The 25,179-nt window shown below is 67.6% G+C and carries 26 protein-coding genes and 1 riboswitch; of the genes, 17 read left to right on the forward strand and 9 right to left on the reverse strand.

The window, feature by feature from the left end:
- Positions 1–20: 20 nt before the first annotated feature.
- The 6 genes from M2282_RS11420 (at position 21) to M2282_RS11445 (ending at position 5,490) form a co-directional block, all read left to right on the forward strand.
- Positions 21–431: a ribonuclease P protein component gene (locus M2282_RS11420; protein WP_280809182.1), complete on the forward strand. Its 411-nt coding sequence runs from the start codon at positions 21–23 to the stop codon at positions 429–431.
- Positions 428–715, forward strand: coding sequence for a membrane protein insertion efficiency factor YidD (yidD, locus tag M2282_RS11425; RefSeq protein ID WP_013544365.1), 288 nt, complete (start codon positions 428–430; stop codon positions 713–715). Before M2282_RS11420 ends, yidD begins: the two co-directional genes overlap by 4 nt.
- The gene (gene yidC, locus M2282_RS11430) at positions 712–2,409 is read left to right on the forward strand and encodes a membrane protein insertase YidC (RefSeq protein ID WP_280808907.1); all 1,698 of its coding nucleotides are present in this window, start codon (positions 712–714) and stop codon (positions 2,407–2,409) included. The genes yidD and yidC overlap by 4 nt, the downstream gene beginning before the upstream one ends.
- Before the next feature lie 77 nt (positions 2,410–2,486).
- Positions 2,487–3,899 carry a tRNA uridine-5-carboxymethylaminomethyl(34) synthesis GTPase MnmE gene (mnmE, locus tag M2282_RS11435; protein ID WP_280808908.1) on the forward strand — a complete coding sequence of 471 codons (1,413 nt, stop codon included), beginning with the start codon at positions 2,487–2,489 and terminating at the stop codon, positions 3,897–3,899.
- A gap of 100 nt (positions 3,900–3,999) precedes the next feature.
- On the forward strand, positions 4,000–4,461 hold the full coding sequence (locus tag M2282_RS11440; RefSeq protein WP_280808909.1) for a Crp/Fnr family transcriptional regulator: 462 nt from the start codon (positions 4,000–4,002) through the stop codon (positions 4,459–4,461).
- 93 nt (positions 4,462–4,554) lie between these two features.
- Positions 4,555–5,490, forward strand: a complete 936-nt coding sequence (locus M2282_RS11445) for a zinc ribbon domain-containing protein (protein WP_280808910.1) — start codon at positions 4,555–4,557, stop codon at positions 5,488–5,490.
- A 107-nt stretch (positions 5,491–5,597) separates the two neighbouring features.
- On the opposite strand, the gene M2282_RS11450 is transcribed toward M2282_RS11445, so the two are convergent.
- Positions 5,598–7,583 carry a monovalent cation:proton antiporter-2 (CPA2) family protein gene (locus tag M2282_RS11450; RefSeq protein WP_280808911.1) on the reverse strand — a complete coding sequence of 662 codons (1,986 nt, stop codon included), beginning with the start codon at positions 7,581–7,583 and terminating at the stop codon, positions 5,598–5,600.
- A 159-nt stretch (positions 7,584–7,742) separates the two neighbouring features.
- Between M2282_RS11450 and M2282_RS11455 the strand changes: the two genes are divergently transcribed.
- From M2282_RS11455 to M2282_RS11470, 4 genes are read left to right on the forward strand one after another with little or no spacing between them, the layout of a single operon-like run.
- Entirely contained in the window at positions 7,743–8,744 is a 1,002-nt protein-coding gene (locus M2282_RS11455) for a KpsF/GutQ family sugar-phosphate isomerase (RefSeq protein WP_280808912.1), read from the forward strand.
- Entirely contained in the window at positions 8,744–9,292 is a 549-nt protein-coding gene (locus M2282_RS11460; protein WP_280808913.1) for a KdsC family phosphatase, read from the forward strand. The genes M2282_RS11455 and M2282_RS11460 overlap by 1 nt, the downstream gene beginning before the upstream one ends.
- A complete protein-coding gene (gene lptC, locus M2282_RS11465; RefSeq protein WP_280808914.1) occupies positions 9,289–9,951 on the forward strand; it encodes an LPS export ABC transporter periplasmic protein LptC in 663 nt (220 codons plus the stop codon). Before M2282_RS11460 ends, lptC begins: the two co-directional genes overlap by 4 nt.
- 17 nt (positions 9,952–9,968) lie before the next feature.
- Positions 9,969–10,754: an SDR family oxidoreductase gene (locus M2282_RS11470; RefSeq protein ID WP_280808915.1), complete on the forward strand. Its 786-nt coding sequence runs from the start codon at positions 9,969–9,971 to the stop codon at positions 10,752–10,754.
- Positions 10,755–10,833: 79 nt separating this feature from the next.
- On the opposite strand, the gene M2282_RS11475 is transcribed toward M2282_RS11470, so the two are convergent.
- Entirely contained in the window at positions 10,834–11,397 is a 564-nt protein-coding gene (locus tag M2282_RS11475; RefSeq protein ID WP_280808916.1) for an RNA recognition motif domain-containing protein, read from the reverse strand.
- A 260-nt stretch (positions 11,398–11,657) separates the two neighbouring features.
- Positions 11,658–11,835, forward strand: a riboswitch (yybP-ykoY riboswitch).
- A gap of 17 nt (positions 11,836–11,852) precedes the next feature.
- Here M2282_RS11475 and M2282_RS11480 point away from each other — a divergent pair.
- The 4 genes from M2282_RS11480 to M2282_RS11495 all read left to right on the forward strand — a co-directional run bounded on the left by M2282_RS11480 (position 11,853) and on the right by M2282_RS11495 (position 14,987).
- Positions 11,853–12,416, forward strand: coding sequence for a TMEM165/GDT1 family protein (locus M2282_RS11480; protein ID WP_280808917.1), 564 nt, complete (start codon positions 11,853–11,855; stop codon positions 12,414–12,416).
- 219 nt (positions 12,417–12,635) lie between these two features.
- Positions 12,636–13,793: a homoserine O-succinyltransferase MetX gene (gene metX / locus M2282_RS11485; RefSeq protein ID WP_280808918.1), complete on the forward strand. Its 1,158-nt coding sequence runs from the start codon at positions 12,636–12,638 to the stop codon at positions 13,791–13,793.
- A complete protein-coding gene (gene metW / locus M2282_RS11490; RefSeq protein WP_280808919.1) occupies positions 13,790–14,377 on the forward strand; it encodes a methionine biosynthesis protein MetW in 588 nt (195 codons plus the stop codon). Before metX ends, metW begins: the two co-directional genes overlap by 4 nt.
- A 22-nt stretch (positions 14,378–14,399) precedes the next feature.
- Positions 14,400–14,987, forward strand: a complete 588-nt coding sequence (locus tag M2282_RS11495; protein WP_280808920.1) for an IMPACT family protein — start codon at positions 14,400–14,402, stop codon at positions 14,985–14,987.
- Here M2282_RS11495 and M2282_RS11500 read toward each other — a convergent pair.
- Complete coding sequence (locus M2282_RS11500; RefSeq protein WP_280808921.1) at positions 14,932–15,858, reverse strand: ion transporter; 927 nt, start codon at positions 15,856–15,858, stop codon at positions 14,932–14,934. The genes M2282_RS11495 and M2282_RS11500 overlap by 56 nt on opposite strands.
- A 133-nt stretch (positions 15,859–15,991) precedes the next feature.
- Between M2282_RS11500 and M2282_RS11505 the strand changes: the two genes are divergently transcribed.
- A complete protein-coding gene (locus M2282_RS11505; RefSeq protein ID WP_280808922.1) occupies positions 15,992–16,513 on the forward strand; it encodes a bactofilin family protein in 522 nt (173 codons plus the stop codon).
- On the opposite strand, the gene M2282_RS11510 is transcribed toward M2282_RS11505, so the two are convergent.
- Positions 16,510–17,304: a DUF72 domain-containing protein gene (locus M2282_RS11510; RefSeq protein ID WP_280808923.1), complete on the reverse strand. Its 795-nt coding sequence runs from the start codon at positions 17,302–17,304 to the stop codon at positions 16,510–16,512. The two genes, M2282_RS11505 and M2282_RS11510, sit on opposite strands and share 4 nt — an antisense overlap.
- Positions 17,305–17,394: 90 nt before the next feature.
- On the opposite strand from M2282_RS11510, the gene M2282_RS11515 reads away from it, so the two are divergent.
- Together M2282_RS11515 and M2282_RS11520 are read left to right on the forward strand one after the other, a co-directional pair.
- Complete coding sequence (locus M2282_RS11515) at positions 17,395–18,906, forward strand: M20 family metallopeptidase (RefSeq protein ID WP_280808924.1); 1,512 nt, start codon at positions 17,395–17,397, stop codon at positions 18,904–18,906.
- Between the two features lie 73 nt (positions 18,907–18,979).
- Entirely contained in the window at positions 18,980–19,834 is an 855-nt protein-coding gene (locus M2282_RS11520) for an alpha/beta hydrolase (protein WP_280808925.1), read from the forward strand.
- 10 nt (positions 19,835–19,844) lie between these two features.
- Here the strand turns inward: M2282_RS11520 and M2282_RS11525 are convergent, their stop codons facing one another.
- From M2282_RS11525 to M2282_RS11545, 5 genes are all read right to left on the reverse strand, one after another.
- A complete protein-coding gene (locus M2282_RS11525; protein WP_280808926.1) occupies positions 19,845–21,014 on the reverse strand; it encodes an MFS transporter in 1,170 nt (389 codons plus the stop codon).
- A 90-nt stretch (positions 21,015–21,104) separates the two neighbouring features.
- Positions 21,105–21,566 (reverse strand): YidB family protein, encoded by a 462-nt coding sequence (locus M2282_RS11530; protein ID WP_280808927.1) that lies wholly within the window; start codon positions 21,564–21,566, stop codon positions 21,105–21,107.
- A gap of 99 nt (positions 21,567–21,665) precedes the next feature.
- A complete protein-coding gene (locus tag M2282_RS11535) occupies positions 21,666–23,012 on the reverse strand; it encodes a M20/M25/M40 family metallo-hydrolase (RefSeq protein WP_280808929.1) in 1,347 nt (448 codons plus the stop codon).
- A gap of 92 nt (positions 23,013–23,104) precedes the next feature.
- The gene (locus M2282_RS11540; RefSeq protein ID WP_280808930.1) at positions 23,105–23,851 is read right to left on the reverse strand and encodes a 16S rRNA (uracil(1498)-N(3))-methyltransferase; all 747 of its coding nucleotides are present in this window, start codon (positions 23,849–23,851) and stop codon (positions 23,105–23,107) included.
- 9 nt (positions 23,852–23,860) lie between these two features.
- Positions 23,861–24,958: an aminoglycoside phosphotransferase family protein gene (locus tag M2282_RS11545; protein ID WP_280808931.1), complete on the reverse strand. Its 1,098-nt coding sequence runs from the start codon at positions 24,956–24,958 to the stop codon at positions 23,861–23,863.
- Positions 24,959–25,179: the final 221 nt, after the last annotated feature.

Below are 25,179 nucleotides of genomic sequence, written 5' to 3' on the forward strand. Positions count from 1 at the left end.
GCGTGTCCGGCTCGGTTTCCATGCAGCGGCTCAAGACCCGCGCGCAATTCCAGGCCGTCCTCGCAGGTGCCACCGTGGCGCGCACTGCTCATTTCGCATTGCATCGCTGTGCGCTCGATCTCGCATCGAGCGCGGCTCCGCTGTTCGCGTCCGACGATGTCTGGCTGGGCGCCATGGTGCCCAAGCGCTGGGCGCGCCGTGCTGTCACGCGCAATGCCATCAAGCGCCAGATCTATACCGTGAGCGCCACGCCCGACGTCGGCCTGCTTCGTGCTGCGCACGTGGTGCGGCTGCGGGCGGGTTTCGACCGCAAGGAGTTCGTGAGCGCGTCCTCGGACAAGCTCAAGGGCGCCGTGCGCGCCGAACTCCAGCAGTTGCTGGCGCGTGCCGCGCGTTCGCCGGCGCCGCCTTCTCCCCCCTCCTCCTCATGAAACGCCTGCTGATCGGCCTCGTGAAGGGCTACCGCCTGCTGCTGAGCCCCTGGCTCGGCCAGTCGTGCCGCTTCACGCCGACCTGCTCGGTGTATTCGATCGAGGCGCTGGAGGTGCACGGCGCGCTCAAGGGCAGCTACCTCACTCTGCACCGCATCGCGCGCTGCCAGCCCTGGTGCCAGGGCGGCCACGATCCGGTTCCACCGAAATCACCGTGTCGCACTGACAAGTCAGGCTCGCTGTTTTCGTCTCTTCTCTCCTCCGACAAGAAGTCTTCGTCATGAACGATATCCGCCGCACGATCCTGTGGGTGATTTTTGGGTTCTCGCTGGTGCTGTTGTGGGACCAATGGCAGGTCTTCAACGGCAACAAGCCGACCTTCCTGCCGTCGAGCAAGCCGGCTGCCGTGGCCGCCGCCCCGGCAGCAGGCACGGCCGGCACTGGCAGCAACGGCGTGCCGACCGCATCCGCCGCCGCTGGCGGGAGCGCCGGTGCGGTGCCCACGCAGACCACGCCGGCCGCCCCCCGCGAGCAGGTCAGCGTGACCACCGACCTGTTCAAGGCCACCATCGACAGCGAAGGCGGCACGGTCAATCACCTCGAGCTGCTGAAGTACGACGAGGCCGACCGCACCAAGCATGTGGTGCTGTTCGAGAACGGCTCGCCGGCCACCCGCTACGTGGCGCAGACCGGGCTGCTGAACCCGGTCGATTCCGGCGACCGCTTCCCCAACCACCTGACGCCGATGACGGCGAAGGCCGGTCCGCGTGAAATGGCCAACGGCCAGAACACGCTCGAGGTGGGCTTCGAAAGCGCACCCGTGGGCGGCCTGAAGTACGTCAAGACCTATGTGTTCCACCGCGGCGACTACACCATCGGCGTGCGCCACGAAGTCGTGAACGTGAGCGACCAGCCGCGTGACGCGCAGCTCTACATGCAGTTGCTGCGCCACGGCACCGTGGCCGCCGGCACCATGTTCGGCACCAACACCTTCACCGGTCCGGCCGCGTACACCAACGAGAAGAAGTTCCACAAGCTCGACTTCAAGGACATCGCCAAGGGCAAGATCGAACCGCCGCCGCCGGCCAACGACGGCTGGGTCGCGATGGTCCAGCATTACTTCGTGTCGGCCTGGCTACTGAAGGGCGACCCGGCCAGCGAACAGCTGCGCCGCGAATTCCGCGTGAAGGACCTGGGCGACAACCTCTTCACCGTCGCCATGGTGGCCACGCTGCCGAAGATCGCCCCCGGTGCCACGCAGGTCGTGAACAGCGCGCTGTTCGCCGGCCCCGAGGAAGAAAAGAAGCTCGAAGCCATTGCCCCGGGCCTGGACCTGGTGAAGGACTACGGCATCTTCGCGATCATCTCCAAGCCGCTGTACTGGCTGCTGAACCAGCTGCACGGGATCATCGGCAACTGGGGCTGGGCGATCGTGGCGCTGGTGGTGCTGCTGAAGGCGGCCTTCTACTGGCTCAACGCCAAGGCCTACGCCAGCATGGCCAAGATGAAGGCCATCAACCCCAAGATCATGGAAATGCGCGAGCGGCTGAAAGACAAGCCGCAAGAGATGCAGCAGGAAATGATGCGGATCTACAAGACCGAGAAGGTCAATCCGATGGGCGGCTGCTTCCCCATCGTGATCCAGATACCGGTGTTCATCGCCCTCTACTGGGTGCTGCTGTCGTCGGTCGAAATGCGCCACGCACCCTGGATTCTCTGGATCACCGACCTCTCGGCACCGGACCCCTGGTACATCCTGCCGGTCGTGATGACGGCCACCTCGCTGTTCCAGACCTGGCTCAACCCGACGCCGCCCGATCCGATGCAGGCCAAGCTGATGTGGATCATGCCGCTCGCGTTCAGCGTGATGTTCATCTTCTTCCCGGCCGGCCTGGTGCTGTACTGGATCACGAACAACGTGCTGTCGATCGCGCAGCAGTGGTTCATCAACAAGCGGCTGGGCGTGCTGGGCAAGTAAGCCGCACGAGCGCCTTCGCCACCGCAAAGGGCCGCATCCGCGGCCCTTTGCCTTTTTGCTGAAAGAATCGCGCTGCCATGACGCTTGCCCGCACCTCCGATCCCATCGTCGCCATCGCCACCGCCTCGGGGCGCGGGGCGGTGGGCATCGTGCGGGTGTCCGGCGCCCGGCTGGCGCCGCTGATCGAGGCGGTTTGCGGTCGCGCCCTCAAGCCGCGCGAAGCCACGTACCTGCCGTTCCGGGACGCTGGCGGCGAGCCGGTCGATCACGGCCTGGCGATCCACTTTCCTTCGCCGAACTCCTTCACCGGCGAAGACGTGCTCGAGTTGCAGGCCCACGGCGGCACGGTCGTGCTGCAGCTATTGCTGGCGCGTTGTCTGGAGGCAGCGGCCGAAGCCGAGCCGGTCAACGGGCGCCAGCGCCTGCCCGGCCTGCGGGTGGCGGAGCCGGGTGAATTCAGCCAGCGCGCCTTCCTCAACGGCAAGATCGATCTGGCCCAGGCCGAGGCGATCGCCGATCTGATCGACGCCAGCACCGAGGCCGCTGCCCGCAGCGCCGGGCGTTCGCTCTCGGGCGCTTTCTCGCGCGAGATCCACACGCTGCGCGATGCGCTGATCCATCTGCGCATGCTGGTCGAGGCGACGCTCGACTTCCCGGAAGAGGAGATCGACTTCCTGCAGAAGGCCGATGCGGCCGGCCAGCTGGTGCGGCTGCAGTCGCAACTGGCGGCGGTGCAGCAGCGCGCCAAACAGGGCGCGTTGCTGCGCGAAGGCATCAAGGTCGTCATCGCGGGCCAGCCGAACGCGGGCAAGAGCTCGCTGCTCAACGCCCTGGCCGGCGCCGAGCTGGCCATCGTGAGCGCGGTGGCCGGCACCACGCGCGACGTGGTCTCGCAAACCATCCAGATCCACGGCGTGCCGTTGCACGTGGCCGACACCGCCGGCCTGCGCGAGAGCACCGACGAGGTCGAGCAGATCGGCGTGGCGCGCGCCTGGGGGCAGATCGAGAGCGCCGACGCCGTGCTGTTCCTGCACGACCTGACGCGCGCCGACCAGCCGGACTACGCCGCCGCCGATGCGGAGATCCTGCGCGGGCTGCAAGGCAAGCTCCCCGCGAGCGTGCCGGTGCTCGATGTCTGGAACAAGCATGACGCCGCACCCGCCGCCGCCACGCCCGCCCAAGGCATCGCGCTGTCGGCAAAGACTGGCCTCGGCATCGAGGCGCTGCGCGAGCAGTTGCTGGCGATGGCCGGCTGGCAGTCCGTGCCCGAGGGCGTCTACCTCGCGCGAGCGCGCCACGTGCAGGCGCTGGGCCGGGTCGAGACGCATCTGGCGCTCGCCGCCAGCCACCTCGCGGCCCAGGCGCAGCTCCTCGACCTGCTGGCCGAAGAGCTGCGCTTGGCGCAGAACGCGCTCAACGAGATCACCGGGGAGTTCGGCGCGGACGACCTGCTGGGCGTCATCTTTTCGCGCTTCTGTATCGGCAAATAGCGACATATGGCGCCGCGCCGGATGACGAAACGTAAACACTTGTAGCCGAAACGCGCGGCCTTCGCGATACTTCGGCTCACATGCGGGGGTCGAAGAAAAAATGTCCATCCAGAACCTGAGCCGCGCCATCGCGGAAAACACGAGCTCCGACGCTTTTGCGTTGACGTTCACCGTCCAGCAATGGGACACGGTGGCCGGTTACCTGCAGCCCATCGACACCGGCGTCGGCGACGTGCTGATCGAGCAGAACACGCCGGATCGTTCGGTGTTCTTCGTGGAAAGCGGGGGCATCAGCGTGCACCGCGTCAGCAGCAAGGAACAGATGCGGCTGGCCGTGCTCACGCCGGGTTCGGTGGTGGGTGAAGGTGCTTTTTTCTCGCGCCAGCCGCACGCGGCCAATGTGGTCGTCACCAGCGCGGGGCGCGTCTGGCGCCTCACGGCGATCCGCTTTGCGGAAATGTCGAACCGGCAGCCCAACATGGCGCTGGAAATTGCGATGGCGCTCGGTGGCGTGATCGCCAAACGCATGGCCCATCGCTCCAAGCGCGTTGCGGTGACCTGAGACCTCTTGGCGCAGGCCGACCAGAGTCGATCAGCAGGCCGCATTCCTCAGCAAATTCCGTTTTCGATTCCGAGAGTAGTCAGTAAGTAAGCCATGGCCTTGATCTGTCCGGTCTGCAGCACGGAAAACCGTGAGGGCGCGAATTTCTGCAAGAGCTGTGGCACGACGCTGTCCGCAACGGCGAGCCGTATTCCTTCTCCCCCCAGCCCGGAAGGCCAGGCCGACCGCGAGTGGGCCACCACCGCGCCCGCCCAGTTGCGAGCACCGACGATCCCGGCACCGCTGTTCGACCTCCCCGAACCTGTACCGTCCTCCCGCGGCTTTTTCGGCAAGGCGTCCGCCGACGAGCGAACCGCGATCCTGGCGCCCGGCCAGTCGTCCGCGCCGTCCTCGTCCTCCCGCGCCGAGCGCGCCGAACGGAAGCGTTCGCGCACCAAGGTGCCTCGGCCGCCCGAGCCCCCCGAACCGCCCTTGCGCCAGCGGGGCCTCGTGCTGTGGCTGGGCCTGCTGGTGGTCGCCGTGGTGATGGTTGTCGCGGGCTGGTATGGCTATGGCTCCCGCAAGACGGCCGAGCCGGTCGACGCGCCGCCACCGCCCGTTGCCGCGCCTGCGGCGGCGCCTACCGCACCGCCAGCCGTCGAGCCGCCGCCCCTTGAGACAGTGGCACCGGCGGCACCGGCAGCACCGGAGACGCCCGCCGTCGAGATGCCGGCGGCAGAAGCGGCGCCCGTTTCGCCAGCGGCAGCGCCCAAGCCTGCTGCCAAGCCGCGCAAGCAAGCGGCGGCCGCGCCGCAGGCCGCTGCACCCGAAGCCGCGGCACCCGCCGCTGCAACGGCCCCACCGCCGCCGGCCCCGGCCGCCCCCGCCGAACCGCAGGCCCTGTGCGCTGACCGCAACTTCATCGCCAAGGCGCAGTGCATGGCGACGCAGTGCCTCAAGCCCGAGTTCAAGGCCCATGCGCAGTGCGAAGCGGTGCGGCGCCAGCAGCGCGTCGAGGAAGAAAAGCGCAACCCCACGCTGATCAATTAGCTCGCCCCCAGGCTGCGCGGCACTTCGTGTCCGCTTCGCCAACCCCCTGCCGGGGGCAATACCTGCGGCCCGGCAGAGCCGGTTCCGCGGTATTCCCGAAGAAGACGCTAGCCTTTTTGAAGGCGGTCGATGGCGATGGCCAGCGCGGTGGGCTTGCCGGACAGCACCAGCGTGTCCCCATCCGTCAGCACGGTTTCGCTCGTGGGCACGCGGGCCTGGCCGTCCTGGCGGCGCACGGTGGCGACGCGCACGCCCAGCGTCTCCAGCGCCAGCCGCTCCAGCGTCTGGCCGATGGCGCGCGCGCCGGGGGTCAGGGTGAAGCTGTTGAGCCGCTCGTGATCGATCTCGTCGGCGTTGTCGTCGTCGGCGCCGTGGAAGTAGCCGCGCAGCAGGTTGTAGCGCGCATCGCGCTGGTCCTGCACCACGCGGATCACGCGCCGCATCGGTACGCCGACCAGCGCCAGCGCATGGCTCGCGAGCATCAGCGAACCTTCGATGGCCTCGGGCACCACCTCGGTCGCGCCGGCCGCCTGCAGCTTCTCCAGGTCGTGGTCGTCCTGCGTGCGCACGATCACCGGCACGTGGGCCGCGTGGGCACGCGTGTTGGCCAGCACCTTCATCGCGCCGGGCACGTCCAGGTACGTGACGACGACGGCGCTGGCGCGCGCGAGGCCCGCGGCCATCAGCGCCTGCAGCCGGGCCGCGTCGCCGAACACCACCGAATCGCCGGCGGCGGCGGCCTGGCGCACGCGGTCGGGGTCCAGGTCGAGCGCCATGTACGGAATGCCTTCGCGCTCCAGGATGCGCGCCAGGTTCTGCCCGCAGCGCCCGTAGCCGCAGATGATCACGTGCTTGGCGGTGTTGATGGTCTTGCGCGCGATGCTGGTCATCTGCAGCGACTGCTGCAGCCAGTCGCTGGCCACCAGCTTTCGCACGATGGCGTTGCTGTACATGATGATGAACGGCGTCGCGAGCATCGACAGCACCATCGACGCCAGCACCGGGTTCGCGAGCCAGGGCGGCAGCAGGCTGCGGTCTTGTGCGAGCGTCAGCAGCACGAAGCCGAATTCGCCGGCCTGCGCGAGGTACAGGCCGGTGCGCAGCGACACGCCCGAGGTCGCGCCCAGCACCCGCGCCAGCACCGTCACCAGCGCCAGCTTGAAGAAGAGCGGCACCAGCAGCAGCACGCCCACCAGGAGCCAGCGTTCGACCACGATGTGCCAGTCGAGCGACATGCCGACGGTGATGAAGAAGAGGCCCAGCAGCACGTCGTGGAACGGGCGGATGTCGGTCTCGACCTGGTGCTTGTATTCGGTCTCCGACACCAGCATGCCGGCGATGAAGGCGCCCAGCGCGAGGCTCAGGCCGGCAAGCTCGGTCAGCCAGGCCAGGCCCAGCGTGATCAGCAGCACGTTCAGGATGAAGAGCTCTTCGCTGCGCCGCCGGGCAACGATGGTGAGCCACCACCGCATCACACGCGGTCCGCCGTAGAGCAGGAGGCCGATGAGGAACGTGGCCTTCAGCAGCGCGAGCCCGAGCGCCTTGGCCAGCGCCTCGGGCGGTGCGCCCAATGCGGGAATCAGCACCAGCAGCGGCACCACCGCCAAGTCCTGGAACAGCAGCACGCCCATCACCCGCTTGCCGTGCTCGCTCTCGAGTTCGAGCCGCTCGGACATTAGCTTGACCACGATGGCGGTGCTGCTCATGGTGAGCGCGCCCGACAGCGCCAGCGCCGTCTGCCAGCCCAGGCGCCAGGCCGGCGGCAGCTGCGTGGCGATGATCAGGGCGCCGGCCGTGGCGATCGCCATCGTCAGCAGCACCTGCAGGAGTCCGAGCCCGAACACGTGCTTGCGCATCGCCCGCAGCTTGGGCAGGCTGAATTCGAGCCCGATGACGAACATGAGGAACACCACGCCGAATTCGCCCAGGTGCCGGATGCCCTCGGAGTTCTGCGCCAATGCGAACGCATGCGGCCCGATCAGCACGCCTGCCGAGAGATACCCCAGCATCGGCGGCAGCTTGAGCGAACGGCAGACCACCACGCCGATCACCGCGGCCAGCAAATACAACAGCGTGAGATCGAACGAAGACATGGGTGCGGATGCTAGAGCAAGAGCCGTGCGCGTGCGGTCCGGAGGAAACGAGTCGAGCGCCGCCGGGCCGCCCCAAGGCGCGAGCGGCCCCCTCGGGGGGCAGCGAGGACACGCAGTGCCGGGCGTGGGGGCAACACTCTGCCCCGTAAAATCCCGCGGATGAGTTCCCGCCCCGCCCCGGCCCCCGTGGTCGACCCCGAAGCCATCCTCGCTCGGGCACGCGTCACTTTCGACATCGAAGCCGAAGCCGTCCTCGGCCTCAAGGACCGCGTCGGTCCCAGCTTCGTCGATGCCGTGCGCAAGATCCTCGAAGTGCGCGGCCGCGTGGTCGTGATGGGCATGGGCAAGAGCGGCCACGTCGGCCGCAAGATCGCCGCCACCCTCGCCTCTACCGGCACGCCCGCGATGTTCGTGCATCCGGCCGAGGCCAGCCATGGCGACCTGGGGATGATCAAATCGGTCGACCTTGTGCTGGCGATCTCCAACAGCGGCGAGGTCCAGGAACTCACGGTGATCCTGCCCGTGGTCAAGCGCCAGGGCGTGCCGCTGATCGCCATGACCGGCCGCGCCGATTCGACGCTCGGGCGCCATGCCGACATCGTGCTCGACGCCGGTGTTTCCAAGGAAGCCTGCCCCCTCAACCTCGCGCCCACCGCGAGCACCACTGCCCAGATGGCGATGGGCGACGCATTGGCCGTGGCACTGCTCGATGCGCGCGGTTTCGGCTCCGAGGATTTCGCGCGCTCGCACCCCGGCGGCGCGCTGGGCCGCAAGCTCCTGACGCATGTGAGCGACGTGATGCGCTCGGACGGCGAAGTGCCGCGCGTCGCGCCCACCGCCACGTTGAGCGAACTGATGCGCGAGATGAGTTCCAAGGGGCTCGGCGCCACTGCCGTGGTCGACGCCGACGGCCGCGCGATCGGAATCTTCACCGACGGCGACCTGCGCCGGAAGGTAGAGACCGGTGCCGACCTGCGTGCGCTGACGGCGGCCGAGGTTATGCATCCCGGCCCCCGCACGCTGCGCGCCGACGCGCTCGCCGTCGAGGCGGCCGAGTTGATGGAGAACCACCGCATCACCAGCGTGCTGGTCGTCGACGCGGCTGGCCTGCTGGTCGGCGCGCTGAGCACCAACGACCTGATGCGCGCGAAAGTCATCTGATGCCGCTCGCGTTCCAGGCCGAAACATTGCTCGCTGCGCAGGATGTCCGCATCGTCTTCTTCGACATCGATGGCGTGCTGACCGACGGCGGCGTCTACTTCACCGAGCACGGCGAAACCCTCAAGCGCTTCAGCATCCTCGATGGCTACGGCCTGAAGCTGCTGCGCCTGGCGGGCATCGTGCCGGCCGTGATCACGGGGCGCGACTCCAAGCCGCTGCGCGTGCGGCTCGAGGCGCTGGGCATCGAGCACGTGCGCTACGGCACCGAGGACAAGCTGCCCGCTGCGCAAGTCATGCTCGAACAGCTCGGCTTCACCTGGGCGCAAGCCGCGGCCATCGGCGACGACTGGCCCGACCTGCCGGTGCTCACCCGTGTCGGCTTTGCGGCGGCGCCGGCCAATGCGCACGTCGAGGTGCGCGACATTGCACGCTACGTCACCCAGGCGCGCGGCGGCGAAGGCGCGGCGCGCGAATTCTGCGACCTGCTGCTCACTGCCTGCGGCCAGTACCGGCACCTGCTCGACGCCGCGCGGGGCCCGAACCCATGAACAACCTGAAAAGCGCGTGGGGCCTGGTGCGCGACGTGCTCGACCGCGCGACGATCTACCTTCCGATCATCCTGACGGCGGCCGTGGCGCTGGGCACCTACTGGCTGGTGCGCAACGCGCCCAAGCTGCTGGAGCCCAGTGCCAAGGTGGCGCCCACGCATGAGCCCGACTACTTCATGCGCGACTTCGTGATCAAGAACTTTCTGCCCAACGGCGACCTGCGCAGCGAACTGCACGGCAAGGAAGGCCGGCACTACCCGGACACCGACACCGTCGAGGTCGACGATGTGAACATGCGTTCCGTCTCGCCGCAGGGCTATACGACGCGTTCCACGGCCAAGCGGGGAATCTCGAATTCGGACGGCAGCGAGATCCAGCTGTTCGGCAACGCGGTCGTCATTCGCGATCCTTCGGTGGGCGCGAACGGCAAGCCGACGCCACGCCTGGAGTTCCGAGGCGAATTCCTGCATGCCTTCCTCGACACCGAGCGGGTGACGTCGAACCAGCCGGTCACGCTGATCCGAGGCACCGACCAGTTCACCGCCGACAACCTCGACTACGACAACCTGAGCGGCGTGGCCAACCTGACCGGCCGGGTGCGCGGGCTCTTGGTGCCGTCGGCGGCCGCGCCCGCGGGCGGCGGCAAGAAGCCGCGCTGAAGAAGACACAACCACGCATGACCAACACGTCCCCGCTCGTCTTCATCACCGGCGCTTCGAGCGGCATCGGCCAGGCCCTGGCTTCAAGGTTCTACGACGCGGGCTATCGGCTGGCGCTGGTTGCCCGGCGAACGGGGGAAATCGAAGCATGGGCTGCGGGCCGTCGATTGGATGCCGCCCGCTACCAGATCTATAGCGCCGACGTGGCGCAGACCGACAGCATCGTGGCCGCCGGCGCCGCCTGCATCGAGCGCCAGGGGCTGCCCGACGTGGTGATCGCCAACGCCGGCATCAGCGTCGGCATCGACACCACGGAGCGCCAGGACATCGACGTGATGGTGCGCACTTTCGCGACCAACAACGTGGGCCTGATGGCCACCTTTCATCCGTTCGTGGCGGCGATGCGGCAGCGCGGCAGCGGCCGGCTGGTCGGCGTCGCGAGCGTCGCGGCCATCCGCGGGCTGCCGGGGCACGGGGCCTACTGCGCGAGCAAGGCTGGCGTGGTCGCGTACTGCGAGAGCCTGCGCGGCGAGCTGCACAAGAGCGGCGTCAAGGTGGTCACGGTCTGCCCGGGCTACATCGACACGCCGCTCACGCAGGGCAACCGCTACGGCATGCCCTTCCTCATGAAGGCCGAGGACTTTGCCGACCAGGCGTTGCGCGCCATCGAGGCCGGCACCAGCTACCGCGTGATTCCCTGGCAGATGGGCGTGATCGCCAAGATCATGCGCATGCTGCCGAATGCCCTGCTCGATCGCGTCGTGCAGGGACGTGGACGCAAGAAGCGCAGCGGCGAAAGCTGAGCGTTCTGCCGGCCCGATCCGGCGAGCGCCCAATGAAAAAGGCTCCCAAGGAGCCTTTTGTCTTCGTGTGCGCGAGCGCTCAGTAGCCGCTGTTGCCACCGCCGCCGTAGCCGCCACCACCACCGCCGGAGCGACCACCGCCGCCACCGCCACGGGGACCTGCGCCGTAGGGGCTGCGGAAACCGCCATCGCCACCGCCGCCGCCACTGCGGCCACCGCCGCCGCCGCCGTAACCGCCACCACCGCCGGAGCGACCACCGCCGCCGCCGCTGCGATCGCCGCCACCACCACCGTAGCCGCCACCACCACCGCCGCCGTATCCACCGCCACCACCGCCGCCATAACCACCACCGCCGCCGCCGTAGCCGCCACCACCGCTGCGCGGGGGACGTGCTTCCATGGGACGTGCTTCGTTGACGACGACACTGCGGCCGCCCAGGGGTTGGCCGTTCATGCCGTTGATGGCTGCCTGTGCTTCGGCGTCACTGCCCATCTCGACGAAGCCGAAGCCCTTCGAGCGACCGGTGTCGCGTTCCATCATGACTTTGGCGCTGGTCACTGCACCGAACTGCCCGAATGCCTGTTCGAGATCACCGTCGCGCACCGAGTAAGGCAGGTTGCCGACGTACAGTTTGTTGCCCATCAAGGGACTCCTATAAACACATCAAGAAAAGCGATGGAGTCCCGAAAGCATCACTCAAACGAGAGCGTCGAGTCGCGCGAAACTGACCGATCACCGAACTACCTCCCGACCAAAACGAAGAGGGAGGCTCGTGCATTATGGGTGAAATATCAAAAAAGCAAGCAGGAATTTGCTACTTGGAGTAGCACTTGTCAAAACCTCGGAAAGCTAGCGCACGCTTACCGAAGCGGAATGAGGTGATTGGCGTTACAGCTAGAATTCGCCCCGTCATTGGGGAGTAGCCGCCTTCCGTTTTTCGAGGAGGGCCCGCGTCAACAGACTTGTCCTGCCCCACACAGGACATGGCGCGTGCAGTGAATACACCTGGCGAGACCTTTGACCGTGCAACTTCGGGAATGGCCGAAGGTGTTGCACGGTCAATTGCGTCCTTCGGCCCAAGGAACCCCACGTTCATCATGGAAGCTTTTCTCGTAGCAACGGGCGTCGTTGCGCTCGCCGAAATGGGCGACAAGACCCAACTGCTGGCCCTTCTTCTCGCCGCGCGTTTCAGGAAACCCTGGCCCATCGTCCTCGGCATTTTTGCTGCCACCATCGTCAACCATGCCCTGGCGGGCGCAGTCGGCAACTACATCACCCGCTGGCTCGGGCCCGAGGTGCTGCGCTGGATCCTCGGCGGCTCCTTCATCGCGATGGCCGTCTGGATGCTGATTCCCGACAAGCTCGACGATGACGACGCCCCCGGCGCCTCGCACTTCGGCGTCTTCGGCACCACGCTCGTCGCGTTCTTCCTCGCCGAGATGGGCGACAAGACCCAGATCGCCACCGTCATGCTCGCTGCCCGCTTCACGCAGGACTACCTCTGGGTCGTCACCGGCACCACGCTCGGGATGATGCTGGCCAATGCGCCGGTGGTGTGGCTGGGCGAGAAGATCGTGCGGCGCGTGCCGATCAAGCTCGTGCATGGCATCTCGGCCGCGATCTTCCTGGTGCTGGGCATCGTGATGATCGTCGGCTGGTAAGAAGGGCGGGCTCCTTCCAGGAACACCGCGGAACCGGCTTTGCCGGGCCGCTGGTGTTGCCCCCGGAAAGGGGGGTGGAGAAGCGACACGAAGTGCGCGAAGCCTGGGGGATATACTTGCTCTGCGCCGATTTGCTACAGCTTGCGGGCGCTCTATAAATTCAGCTAAAGACGGCAGCCGGACCCGGCTCGTTTTTGGCGAGGCCGGGTTTTTTCATTCATGTCGTCACCTCCTTTGGTCGTCAGTCCGCAGTCGATGCAGTTCGCAGGCCCGCTGGCCCTGCGCAGCGGCGCATCGATCAGCGAATACACGCTCGCCTACGAAACCTACGGCACCCTCAATGCCGACCGCAGCAACGCGGTGCTGGTCTGCCACGCGCTCAACGCCTCGCACCACGTCGCGGGTGTCTACGAAGGCCAGGCCCGCTCCGAGGGCTGGTGGGACAACATGGTCGGTCCGGGCAAGCCGGTCGACACCGACCGCTTCTTCGTGATCGGCGTCAACAACCTCGGCTCCTGCTTCGGCTCGACCGGCCCGATGCACGTCAACCCTGCCACCGGCCGCGTCTACGGCGCCGACTTCCCGGTGGTCACCGTCGAAGACTGGGTCGATGCGCAGGCCGTGCTGCTCGATGCGCTGGGTATCCAGACGCTCGCCGCCGTGATGGGCGGCAGCCTTGGCGGCATGCAGGCGCTCTCGTGGACGCTCCAGTATCCCGATCGCGTGCGTCACGCCGTGGTGGTGGCCAGCGCGCCGAACCTCACGGCCGAGAACATCGCCTTCAACGAAGTGGCGCGCCGCGCCATCGTGACCGACCCCGACTTCCACGGCGGCCACTTCTACGAACACGGCGTGATCCCCAAGCGGGGCCTGCGCATCGCGCGAATGATCGGCCACATCACCTACCTGAGCGACGACGTGATGAACGAGAAGTTCGGGCGCATCCTGCGCAGCGCCGTCGAAGGCGAAGCGGCGGGGCTCGACTACCGCTATTCCACGCAGGACGTCGAGTTCCAGATCGAGAGCTACCTTCGCTACCAGGGCGACAAGTTCAGCGAGTACTTCGACGCCAACACCTACCTCCTGATCACCCGCGCGCTCGACTACTTCGACCCCGCGCGCAACCACGGCGGCCAGCTAAGCACCGCGTTGGCGCAGGCCACCGCCAAGTTCCTGCTCGTGAGCTTCAAGACCGACTGGCGCTTCTCCCCCGCGCGCAGCCGCGAACTCGTGAAGGCGCTGCTCGACAACCGCCGCAACGTGAGCTACGCCGAGATCGACGCGCCGCATGGCCACGACGCCTTCCTGCTCGACGACGTGCGCTACATCGGCGTGGTGCGCTCGTACTTCGAACGCGTCGCCAAGGAACTCCAATGAGCGACCTCGACAACCAGAAACTGATCGCTGCCCTCGTGCCCGAAGGTTCGCGCGTGCTCGACCTCGGCTGCGGCGACGGCGCGCTGCTCGACCTGCTGCAGCGCGAGCGCGGCTGCACCGGTTACGGCGTGGAGATCGCCGACGGCAACGTGCTGCAGTGCATCCGCCGCGGCGTGGACGTGATCCAGCTGAACCTCGACGAAGGCCTCGCGATGTTCGACGACGCTTCCTTCGATGTGGTGCTGCAGATCGACACGCTGCAGCACCTGCGCAATGCCGAGATCATGCTGCGCGAAACCGCGCGCGTCGGCCGCATCGGCATCGTCGCCTTTCCCAATTTCGCGCACTGGCCCAACCGCCTGAGCGTGGCGCGCGGCCGCATGCCGGTGACGCGCCGCCTGCCCTACCAGTGGTACGACACGCCCAATATCCGCGTGGGCACCTTCAAGGACTTCGAGGTGCTGGCCGGCAAGAACAACCTGCGCGTGCTCGATGCCTTCGGCCTGCAGGACGGGCGAGACGTGCGCTGGCTGCCGAATGCGCGCGCCAGCACGGCGGTCTTCAAGTTCGAGCGGGGCGGCTGAACACCGCGCCGGAACGCAGCGGATGAGCTTCACGCTGGCGCAGCCGGTTCACAGCGAGCTGGTCATCAAGAAGAGCCGCTTCATCGGTTGCGTGCAGCCGGTGGCCGATCGCGCGGCTGCGCTGGCCGTCGTCGCCTCGCTGCGCGCCGAGCACCCTGCGGCCGCGCATGTGTGCTGGGCGTTGATGGCCGGCGGGCAATCGGCTGCGAATGACGACGGCGAGGCCGGCGGCACGGCCGGCCGGCCCATGCTCGAGGTGCTGCGCCATCAGCAGATCGAGGGATCGCTCGCGACCGTGGTGCGCTACTTTGGCGGCGTGAAGCTCGGCGCCGGCGGCCTGGTGCGCGCCTACACCGATGCCATCGCGCAGGCCCTGCTCGGCGCGACGCTCGTGCCGCTGGTGCGGCAGCGCAGCCTGCGATGCGCCGTGCCCTATGCGCTCGAAGGGCTGCTGCGGCGCGAAATGGCGGTGGCGGGCGCTGTGCTCGAGAGCGTGCAGCACGGCGACGACGTGCTCTTCGCCTTCACGCTGCCCGAGCCCGAGGCGAATGCCTTCATCGCCCGCCTCGACGATGCTGCGCAAGGGCGCGTCGTCTGGCAGCCGGCGTAAGCCGCCGCGGCGGTGCTGCAGGCGGCGTCGTCATCGCGAGAATGCCGCGTCCGGTCAGCGGCACCGCTTCATCGTCGGGTCCGCGGCGCGCCATCTCGGCGGTCACGATGCCGGTCGGCACCGCCAGCACGCCCCAGCCGAGCAGCATCATCACCGAGGCGATCGCGCGGCCCAGGTTGGTCTTGGGCACGAGGTCGCCGAAGCCCACGGTGGCCATCGTCGAGATGGCCCAGTAGATCGCGACCGGAATGCTCGTGAAGCCGTGCGCCGGCCCCTCGACCACGTACATCAGCGTGCCCATCACAAGCACCACCAGCATCACGAAGCCGACGAACACGATGATCTTGCGCCGGCTCGCCGCCACGGCCGACACCAGCGCGCGGTACTCCACCGAATAGCGCGACAGCTTGAAGATCCGGAACACGCGCAGGAGCCGCAGGATGCGCACGTCGATCAGGTAGGCGAACTCCGGAGCCAGCGCCACGAGAAAGGTCGGCAGCAGCGCAAGCAGGTCGATCACGCCGTAGAAGCTGGTGGCATAGCGCAGGGGACGCTTCACGCAGGCGAGCCGTCCGATGTACTCGAGCGTGAAGAGCCCGGTGAAGACCCATTCGAGCACGCCGAACACATGGCCCGCCTGCTGGTGGACCGCCTGCACGCTGTCGAGGATCACCACCGCCACGCTGGTCACGATCACGGCGATCAGGATCAGGTCGAACAAACGGCCCAGCCGAGATTCGGACTCGAAGATCACCGAGAACAACGCGCGCTGCCAGCCTCCGTCGGGCTTGCCGAAGCGGGCGTCGCCAGCGGCCAGGTCAGCGACCAAAGGGGCGGGGGAAGCGGCGGTGCTTTGCAAGGGGGTCGTCATCTTCCGTTGTTTAGGGTCTACTGGAGCGCATTGTCGAGGCGTGTGGTTTTATCCGGTTACGCCTCTTGCGCAATGAAGTGCGGTAAGCCGTAAGTGCGTTCTTACGATAGTCCCTTTCTTGAGGAGCTCCCCATTGGCTACACAGTCCCCCTTCTTCGGCAAGCGCGATCGTGACACCGACTCGTTGACATCCCGCCCCGCACCGCTGGTCGGTTCGGGCACCAATCTGTCGGGCACGCCCGTCAATCCCTCCTCTTTGACCGCGCAGCAAGGCGGCCTTGCCGCCGCAGCGGCAGCACCCGCCGTGAAGGAAGGCGGCAGCAAGCTCACCGTCGGCCCGAACATCAAGTTGAAGGGCGTGGAGATCACCGACTGCGACACGCTCGTGGTCGAAGGCCTGGTCGAAGCCACCATGGACTCGCGCCTGATGCAGATCGCCGAACAGGGCGAGTTCAAGGGCTCGGCCGAGATCGACATCGCGGAAATCCGCGGCATCTTCGACGGCAACCTCACGGTGCGCGAGAAGCTCGTGATCCACTCGACCGGCAAGGTCACCGGCAAGATCCGCTACGGCAAGATCGTGATCGAGGAAGGCGGCCAGCTTTCCGGCGAGATCAGCTTCGGCGCCAAGCCGTCGCTGCAAGCGGCGGCCTAAGCTTCCACGGGGGGCTTCCACCCCAGGCGCTCCAGCAAGGCACCGGCCGCGGCCGGTGCTCTTTCTTTTGCGCCATTGATGAAGTAGACGAACACGTCGCGCTTCTTGGGCGATTCGGTCCAGCCCTGTGCCCTCTCTGCCCAGGTGTCGAGCGCCTTCGGTCCATACCCCGTCTTGAGCTTCGCGTCGGCCATCATGAGCCGCGCATAGGCGACGTCGCCCTCGGGCTCCTCGAACGACGGAAACTTGTCCGCGTCGGTGAACACGGTCGAGACCTTGTGCTTCTTCGCGAGCGCCTTGTAGGCGGGCGTGATGAAGCTCTCATGCCGCACGTCCATCACGTGGCGCAGCACGCGGCTGCCTTCCTTTTTCGGCAGCAGTTCCAGGAAGGCCTCGAAGTCTTCCGCATCGAACTGCTTGGTCGGCATGAACTGCCACACGATCGGCCCGAGCTTGTCGCCCAGCTCGCTCACGCCGCTGTCGATGAAGCGCTGGATCGACTCGCCCGCGGTCGCCAGCACCTTGCGGTTGGTGGTGAATCGCGAGGCCTTCATCGAGAACATGAAGTCTTCCGGCGTGTCGTCGTGCCACTTGCGGAAGGTCTCGGGCTTGAAGGTGCTGTAGTAGGTGCCGTTGATCTCGATGGCGCTCACGTGGCGGCTCGCGTAGTTCAACTCCCTGGCCTGCACGAGCCCCTTGGGATAGAAGTTGTCGCGCCAGGGCTCGTAGGTCCAGCCGCCTATACCGACCTTGATATCCACCTTGATCCGAGTCGTCGTTGCCTTGCTCACATTGCGCTCCGGGTTGAGATCGCCCGCACTCTACGCGCGGTCGCTCCGAGGCGCAAAATGCGATTTTTCGTCCCCGCGGAGAACCCACCGATGAATGCCCCCCTGCACCGCGAAATGCCTGCCGGCACGCTCGACGCGACGCGCGCCCTCTCCGATGTCACCGCCCAGTGGGACGGCGACATCGTCAAGCAACTCACCGACTACATCGCCATTCCCGCCAAGTCGCCCGGCTTCGACAAGGACTGGTCGGCCCATGGCTATCTGGAGACCGTGCTGCGCAACGCCGCCGCCTGGGTCGAGGCCCAGAAGGTCGAAGGCCTGAAGCTGGAGATCGTTCGCCTCGAAGGCCGCACGCCGGTGCTGTTCTTCGAAGTGCCGGCCACCGGCACCGACATGGGCGAGACCGTGCTGATGTACGGCCACCTCGACAAGCAACCCGAATTCACCGGCTGGCGCAACGACCTCGGCCCGTGGACGCCCAAGTACGAGAACGGCCTGCTCTATGGCCGCGGCGGCGCCGACGACGGCTACGCGGTGTACGCGAGCGTCGCCGCGCTGCAGGCGCTCAAGGCCCAGGGCGTGGCGCATCCGCGCATCGTCGGGCTGATCGAGACCTGCGAGGAAAGCGGTTCCTACGACCTGCTGCCGTATGTCGACGCGCTGCGTCCGCGCCTGGGCAACGTCGAACTGGTGATCTGCCTGGATTCCGGCGCCGGCAACTACGACCAGCTGTGGCTCACCACCTCGCTGCGCGGTATGGCCAGCGGCACGCTCAAGGTCGAGGTGCTGACCGAAGGCATCCACTCGGGTGACGCATCCGGCCTCGTGCCCTCAAGCTTCCGCATCATGCGGCAGGTGCTCGACCGCCTCGAAGACAGTGCCACCGGTCGCCTGCTGCCCGCGAGCTTCCACTGCGAAGTGCCGGCCGACCGCCTCGCGCAAGCCAAGGCCACGGCCGCCATCCTCGGCGACGAGGTCTACAAGCGCTTTCCGTGGGCGCACTACGACTGCGGCGGCTCGACCATGTTCGCGCTGCCAACCACCACCGATCCGGTGGAGGCGCTGCTCAACCGCACCTGGAAGCCCACGCTGTCGGTCACCGGCGCCGAAGGCTTTCCGGCGCTGAAGGACGCGGGCAACGTGCTGCGCCCCTACACCGCGTTCAAGCTTTCGCTGCGCCTGCCGCCGCTGGTCGATGCGGCCGAGTCGGTACAGAAGCTCAAGGCGCTGCTGGAAGACAACGCGCCCTACCAGGCGCGCGTCACCTTCGAAAGCGGCGGCGGCGCCACCGGCTGGAACGCGCCCACGATCACGCCGTGGTTCGAGGACGCGCTCAACAAGGCCTCGCAGGCGCACTTCGGCGCATCCTGCGGCTACATCGGCCAGGGCGGCACGATCCCGTTGATGAACATGCTGAGCGCCGGCTTCCCCAAGGCGCAGATGATGGTCTGCGGCGTGCTCGGCCCCAAGAGCAACGCGCACGGCCCCAACGAGTTCCTTCATGTGCCCTATGCCAAGAAGCTGACGGCCGCCGTGGCCGAGGTGATTGCGGCCCTGCCGGTCGCGCACCGCGCGGCTGCTGCGGAGCCGGCGGCGGCTTGAGCGCCGCGCCGGGCCGCCCCAAGCAAGCTCGCTCCCGCTTGGCGGGAAGGCGCGCAGCGCCAAGGGTGCACCAATGAGCGAAGCGCTGCCGCTGCCGCAACGGATGCCACTTTCCACGCCCGACGGCGAGACGCTGGCCCTGCGCCGGTTGCCCGTGGCCGGAACGCCGCGCGCCGTGGTGGTCGTGGTGCACGGGCTGGGCGAGCATGCGGGGCGCTACCACGGGCTCGCGAAGCGGCTGCACGAATGGGGCTTCGCCGTCTGGGCGCACGACCATTTTGGCCATGGCGAATCGACCGGCGCGCGCGGCGGATTGCCGAGCGAACTGCGGCTGGTCGACGACCTCGCGCTGGTGATCGACGACGCTCGCCGCGAGAACCCCGGCGTGCCGGTCGTGCTGTTGGGGCACAGCCTCGGCGGGCTGGTCGCGACCAGCCTGGTGGCGCGCGGCGTGCGGCCTGTCGATGGCCTGGTGCTCTCGTCGCCGGGGCTCGATCCGGGCCTGAGCGGGTTTCAGAAAGCGCTGCTCGCGGTGCTGCCGCGCATTGCGCCGAATCTGCGCGTGGGCAACGGCCTCGACGACAACTTCCTCTCGCACGACCGCGCCGTCGTGCAGGCCTACCGCGACGATCCGCTCACGCACGACCGTATCGGCAGTCGGCTCGCGCGTTTCCTCGCGTACGAAGGAGCCACGGTGCAGCAGGCGGCGGCGCGCTGGCCGGTGCCCACGCTGCTGATCTATGCGGGCGACGACCGGCTCGTGAAGCCTGCCGCCAGCCGTGCGTTCGCAGCGGCCGCAGCGCCCAGCGGCATGGTCGAAGCACAGTGCTTCGAGACCCTGTACCACGAGATCTTCAATGAGCTGGACGCGGAACCGGTGTTTGCCACGCTGCAGCGCTGGCTCGACAAGCGGTTTCCGTCCAACTGATCGAACAGCCTCAGGCAGCGGCCGAGCGCCGCCGCGTCCGCGCGAGCCACAGCAGTGCCGCGCCAGTCAGCACCACTGGCACCAGCGAGCCGTAGTTCAGCAGCTGCCAGCCCTGGGTCGTGACCAGCACGCCCGAGGCGAACGAGGTCAGCGCCAGCGTCGCGAACACGCAGAAATTGAGCGCACCCTGGGCCCTGTCGCGCTCCTCTGCGGTGTAAGCCGTGAGCGAAAGCGTTGTACTGCCGGTGAACAGGAAATTCCAGCCCACGCCGAGCAGGCACAGCGCCACGAGGAAGTGCTGCAGTTCCACCCCCGACAGCGCGACGGCGATGCAGCCGAGGTTGAGCGCGAGGCCCACGCCCATCACCGGCAGCGCGCCGAAGCGGCGGATGAGGTGGCCGGTGAAGAAGCCGGGCGCGAACATGCCGATCACGTGCCATTCGAGCACCAGCGCGGCGTCGGAAAACGGCAGGCTGCAGATCTGCATCGCGATCGGCGTGGCGGCCATCAGCAGGTTCATCACGCCGAAGCCCAAGGCGCCCGCTGCCGCGGCAACGATGAACACGGGCTGCCGTACGATTTCGGAGAGCGGCCGACCGCCGAGGGCCTGCTGCCGGGTCAGGGGCGCGGGGAAGTCGATGAAGCGCATCACTGCCATCGAGAGCAGCGCCACCGCCGCGAGCGCGATGTAGGCGCCCGCGAAGGGCACGTCGAAGACCCCGCGCGTGGCGGACGCGAGATTGGGCCCGGCCACCGCGCCGATCAGGCCACCGGCCATCACCAGCGACACCGCCTTCTCGCGCCACTCCGGCGCAGCGAGCTCGGCCGCTGCAAAACGGTAGAGATTGGCGTTGGCGTTGTAGTAGCCGGCCACCACGGTGGCGAAACACAGCAGCCAGAAGTTCTTCGAGATCGCCGCGTAGGCGCACAGCAGCGCGGACGCCAGCGCCACCGCCAGCCCGATCTGGAACGATCCGCGCCGCCCGAAGCGCTGCTGCGTACGCGCCACCAGCCCGGTGGTGAGCGCGCCGCCCACCACATAGCCCATCACCGGCAGCGTCGCCATCCAGCCGCGCGGCGCGATGCCGAGGCCCACCAGTCCGTTGATGGCGATGAAGGTGACGTTGTTGGTCAGGAACAGGCCCTGACAGATGGCCAGGAGCCAGAGGTTGCGGTTCATGCTCGGGGGTTCTACGGGATTCGTCGCCTGGGCGCCAGCCAAAAAAAAGCGCCCTCGCGGGCGCCGGAATTCTGATGAGGCAGGCCTCGTTCAGGACTGCTTGCCTTGCAGCAAGCCACTGAGCGAACCCAGCAGATCGTCATGGTTGCCAAGACCCTGGTCCGGCACCTTGCCATGGGGCGTGAGCTGGTCGATGAGCGCCGGCAGCATGGTGGCGAGCATCGGCAGCAGCGTTTGCGCATTGATGCCGAGCTTGGCCGCAATGTTCGCGATGGTGTCTCCGCCCAGTGCGTTTTGCAGCTGGTCGCCCGACACCGGCTGGTTGTCCCCCTTGCCGATCCACGAGCCGATGACATCGCCCATGCCGGCCTGCTCGAACTTCGAGACCAGGCCACCCAGGCCGCCTTGGCCGCCGTTGTTGGCAAGCAGGCCACCCAGTGCGCCGGCGAGGCCGCCGAGATCTCCCAATCCCCCGATGCCTCCGCCTTGTGGTTGCTGCTGTTGCGCAGCGCCTCCAAGCACTTGGCCGAGCACTGAATCGAGCAATCCCATGGTCATTTCCTTGGTGTGTGACAGAACCGTCGCATTTTCCGTGTGACGGACCGCAAGCCGTAAGTGGAGCGCCCACTTTCGAACTTGCAACGTGACAAATTACTTGGTACGTGCCGGGCGTTTGGGCAGCAGTGCGGGGGTCAACCCTTGCACGCCGACGAGTCCGAGCACGGTCACGAGCGAATTCTGCGCGCCTTTCCACGCATCTGTCACGTCGATCGACTCGCTCAGCGCATGCGAACCGGAAGACTTGCCGCCGCCCCCGATGATGATCGCCGGGATGCCCAGCGAGATCGGCACGTTGGCATCGGTGCTGCCGCCGCGCAGCAGCGTCTTCTGGCCGAAGGCGGTGTTCGAGCGCGTCGCCGCCTCGACGATCAACGAGTCGGAGGGCGTGCGCCCGCCCGGCCGGTCGCCGATCAGCTTGTGGCTCGCGCTCAGCGTGGTCACGTTCCAGCGCCTGTTTTCCTCGACCACCGCTTCGTCGATGGCAGCGAGGATTTTTTTCTCGGTCTCCAGCAGCGAGGCCATGTCGTCCGAGCGGATGTCGATGGCCATGCGCGCATCGGGTGCGATGGTGTTGACCGAGGTGCCGCCGCCCACGGTGCCGACGGTGAAGGTGGTCTTGGGAAAGCTCGGTGTGCGCACCTCGGCGATCTTGGCGATCGCGCGGCCCATGCCGTGGATCGCGCTGGGCACCTGGCCGAACGCGCCGAAGCTGTGACCGCCCGGGCCCTTGAAGGTGACCTCGTAGCGATGGCTGGCGGTTCCGAGCACCAGCACATGCCCCTCCGGCGAGGGCTCCAGTCCGACCATGCCGTCGATGTCCAGGTGGTCGCGGAAGATCGCCTTGATGCCGCGCAGGTTGCCGAGCTCTTCCTCGCCGACATTGCCGACGATCAGCAGGTCGCCCACCGTCTGGATCTTGTTGTCGTTGAGCACCTTGAGCCACGACAGCAGCACCGAGAGGCCCCGCGTGTCGTCCGCTATGCCCGGCGCATGGAGGCGGCCGTCGCGCTCCTTCACCTTCACGTCGGTGCCGGCGGGGAACACGGTGTCCAGGTGGGCCGAGATCAAGAGCTTCGGGCCGTGGCCTGTGCCCTTGCGCAGGCCGACCACGTTGCCTTCGGCGTCGATCTTCGCGTCGGACAGGCCCACGGCCTTCATGCGCGCGAGAAAGGCCTCGGCGCGCTTCTGCTCCTTGAAGGGCGGCGCTTCGATCTCGGTGAGCATCTTCAGGTCTTCGACCGATCGCTCATGGTCTGCCTTGACCGCGTCCAGCAGCTTCTGGATCGCGGGCGATGCCATCAGCTGGGTGTAGGTCCTGTCGACTTCAGGGCTGACCTGCGCCGGCGTGGGCGCGACGGCATTGCTCTGCGCATGGGCGGCGTGCGCCACACACAGCGCGGCAAGAACCAGAGGGGCGAGACGGAGCGAACGGGACATGGGCGGAAGGTCCTTCTTTGTCGTGATGAACGGGTGAGGTACCCATTCTTCCGCAGCCCGTCCGCGCGCGCGTCGCGGAAAACACCCCCTTCTCAGGGGCCGCCGAGCGACACCAGGGCTGCGAGCGCGGCAGTTTCGGCGCGCAGCACGCGAAGTCCGAGCGTGACGGGCGCGAAGCCGCGCGCGATGGCTTCCTGCTCCTCGGCGGCGCTGAGTCCGCCTTCGGGGCCGCTCAGCACGCGCACATCGCGGTTGCCGGCGGCGTGTGCCGCGATGGCCGAGGCCACGTCCTGCGTGCCCTCCGCCAGGCTCAGGATGAGGCGCGCTGCGGCGGCCTCGCCGCTCGCGTCCTGCCCGTCGATCCATCCCGAGTTGCCCGAGAACGACCGCACCGGGTGAATCACCGGCACGCGGTTGCGGCCGCACTGCTCGCACGCCGCGATGGCGATGGCCTCCCAGTGCGCGCGTTTCTTCTCGGCGCGTTCGCCCGAAAGACGCAGCACGCCGTGCGCCGTCGCCAGCGGCTGGATGCTCGCGACGCCCAGCTCCGTGGCCTTCTCGACCAGCCAGTCCATGCGCTCGTTGGCCGGCATGCCGACGGCCAGGTGCACCGCGCGCGTCGCCTCGCGCTCGACGGTGTTGTGGGCGCCGACCGTCACCGAAACGTCGCTGCGGCCCATGCGCTCGATCGTGGCCTCGTACTCGCCGCCCGAGCCGTCGAACAGCGTCAGCGCGTCGCCCGGCTGCATCCGCAGCACCTGCACATGGCGCGCAGCACCGGCCGGCAGCGCGAAAGCGGCGCCGGCGCTCAAGGGCACAGAACAATGGAAACGGGGCATGCTATGAAATCAGACCCGGCCGTAGGCGAAGCCCGTGAGCGCGGAGGTGCCCTCGACTTCGTCGATCACGCGCAGGAGCGGCGTCAGTTCCATGTAGCGGCTCGCGGTGCTGCGGATGTAGGCGATGAAACGCGGCGTGTCGGCCAGGTAGCGGGGCTTGCCGTCGCGCAGCGTGAGGCGCGCGAAGATCCCGGCCACCTTCAGGTGGCGCTGCAGGCCCATCCATTCGACGGCGCGATAGAAAGCGCCGAAATCCTCGTCGACCGGCAGCCCGGCCTTGCGCGCGGCCTGCCAGTAGCGCACGGTGATGTCGAGCACGAATTCCTCGTCCCAGCTGAGGAAGGCGTCGCGCATCAGGCTGGCGATGTCGTAGGTGATGGGGCCGTAGACGGCATCCTGGAAGTCGAGCACGCCCAGAGCGGTGCCGTTGCCGACCATCAGGTTGCGCGGCATGAAGTCGCGGTGCACATAGACGCTCGGCGAGGCCAGGTTGCTCTCGACGATCAGCTTGAAGCTGCGCTCCAGCCGCTCCTTCAGCTTGCCCTCGATGGTCACGCCGCGGTGGCGGCCGATGTACCACTCGGGAAAGAGCGCCAGTTCGCGTTCGAGCAGCGCCCGGTCATACGGGGGCAGCACGCCGGGCCTGGAGGCCAGCTGCCAGCGGATCAATGCGTCGATGGCCTGGTCGTAGAGCGGGCGGCTGGCATCCGGCTGGGCCGGGTCGATCACGTCGAGCATGGTCTGGCGGCCCAGGTCGTCCAGCAGCAGGAAGCCGTTCGGGCGGTCCCATTCGAGCACCTGCGGGGCGGTTACGCCGGCTTCGGCCATGAGCCTGGCCACCTGCACAAAGGGGTCGCTGTTCTCCTTGTCCGGCGGAGCGTCCATCACGATGCGCGTCGGCGTGCCGGGGATGGCGGTGTCGACGCGGAAGTAGCGGCGAAAGCTCGCATCGGCCGAGGCGAGCCGCACGGTGCCAGGCAGCAGGCGATGGGCGGCGGCGATGCCTTGCAGCCAGGCCCGGAACCCTTCGGCGCGTTGCGGATCTGTCCAGAGGATGGCCTCGGCGGGGCTTGGGGCCGATGAGGCCGGGGTCGGGGGTGCTGTCATGGATAATCGATTCTACAAATCCGCCTGGCGCGGCAACCCCTCCGGTCGGCCACCGACCGGGCAAAGGTTGCTGCCGGCCCCTGCAACCCGCCGGCCTGCCGCGCCGTCTCCCCGACGATCTTTCGTTCCGAACCGATGCCTACGACCCAACGCCCTCACGCTTGGCACCTTGTGCGCTCGCTGCTCTCCTCGGGGGAGCCGCGGGCTTTCCTCGGAACGGC

The organism is Variovorax boronicumulans, assembly GCF_029892485.1.
Lineage (GTDB): Bacteria > Pseudomonadota > Gammaproteobacteria > Burkholderiales > Burkholderiaceae_C > Variovorax > Variovorax boronicumulans_B.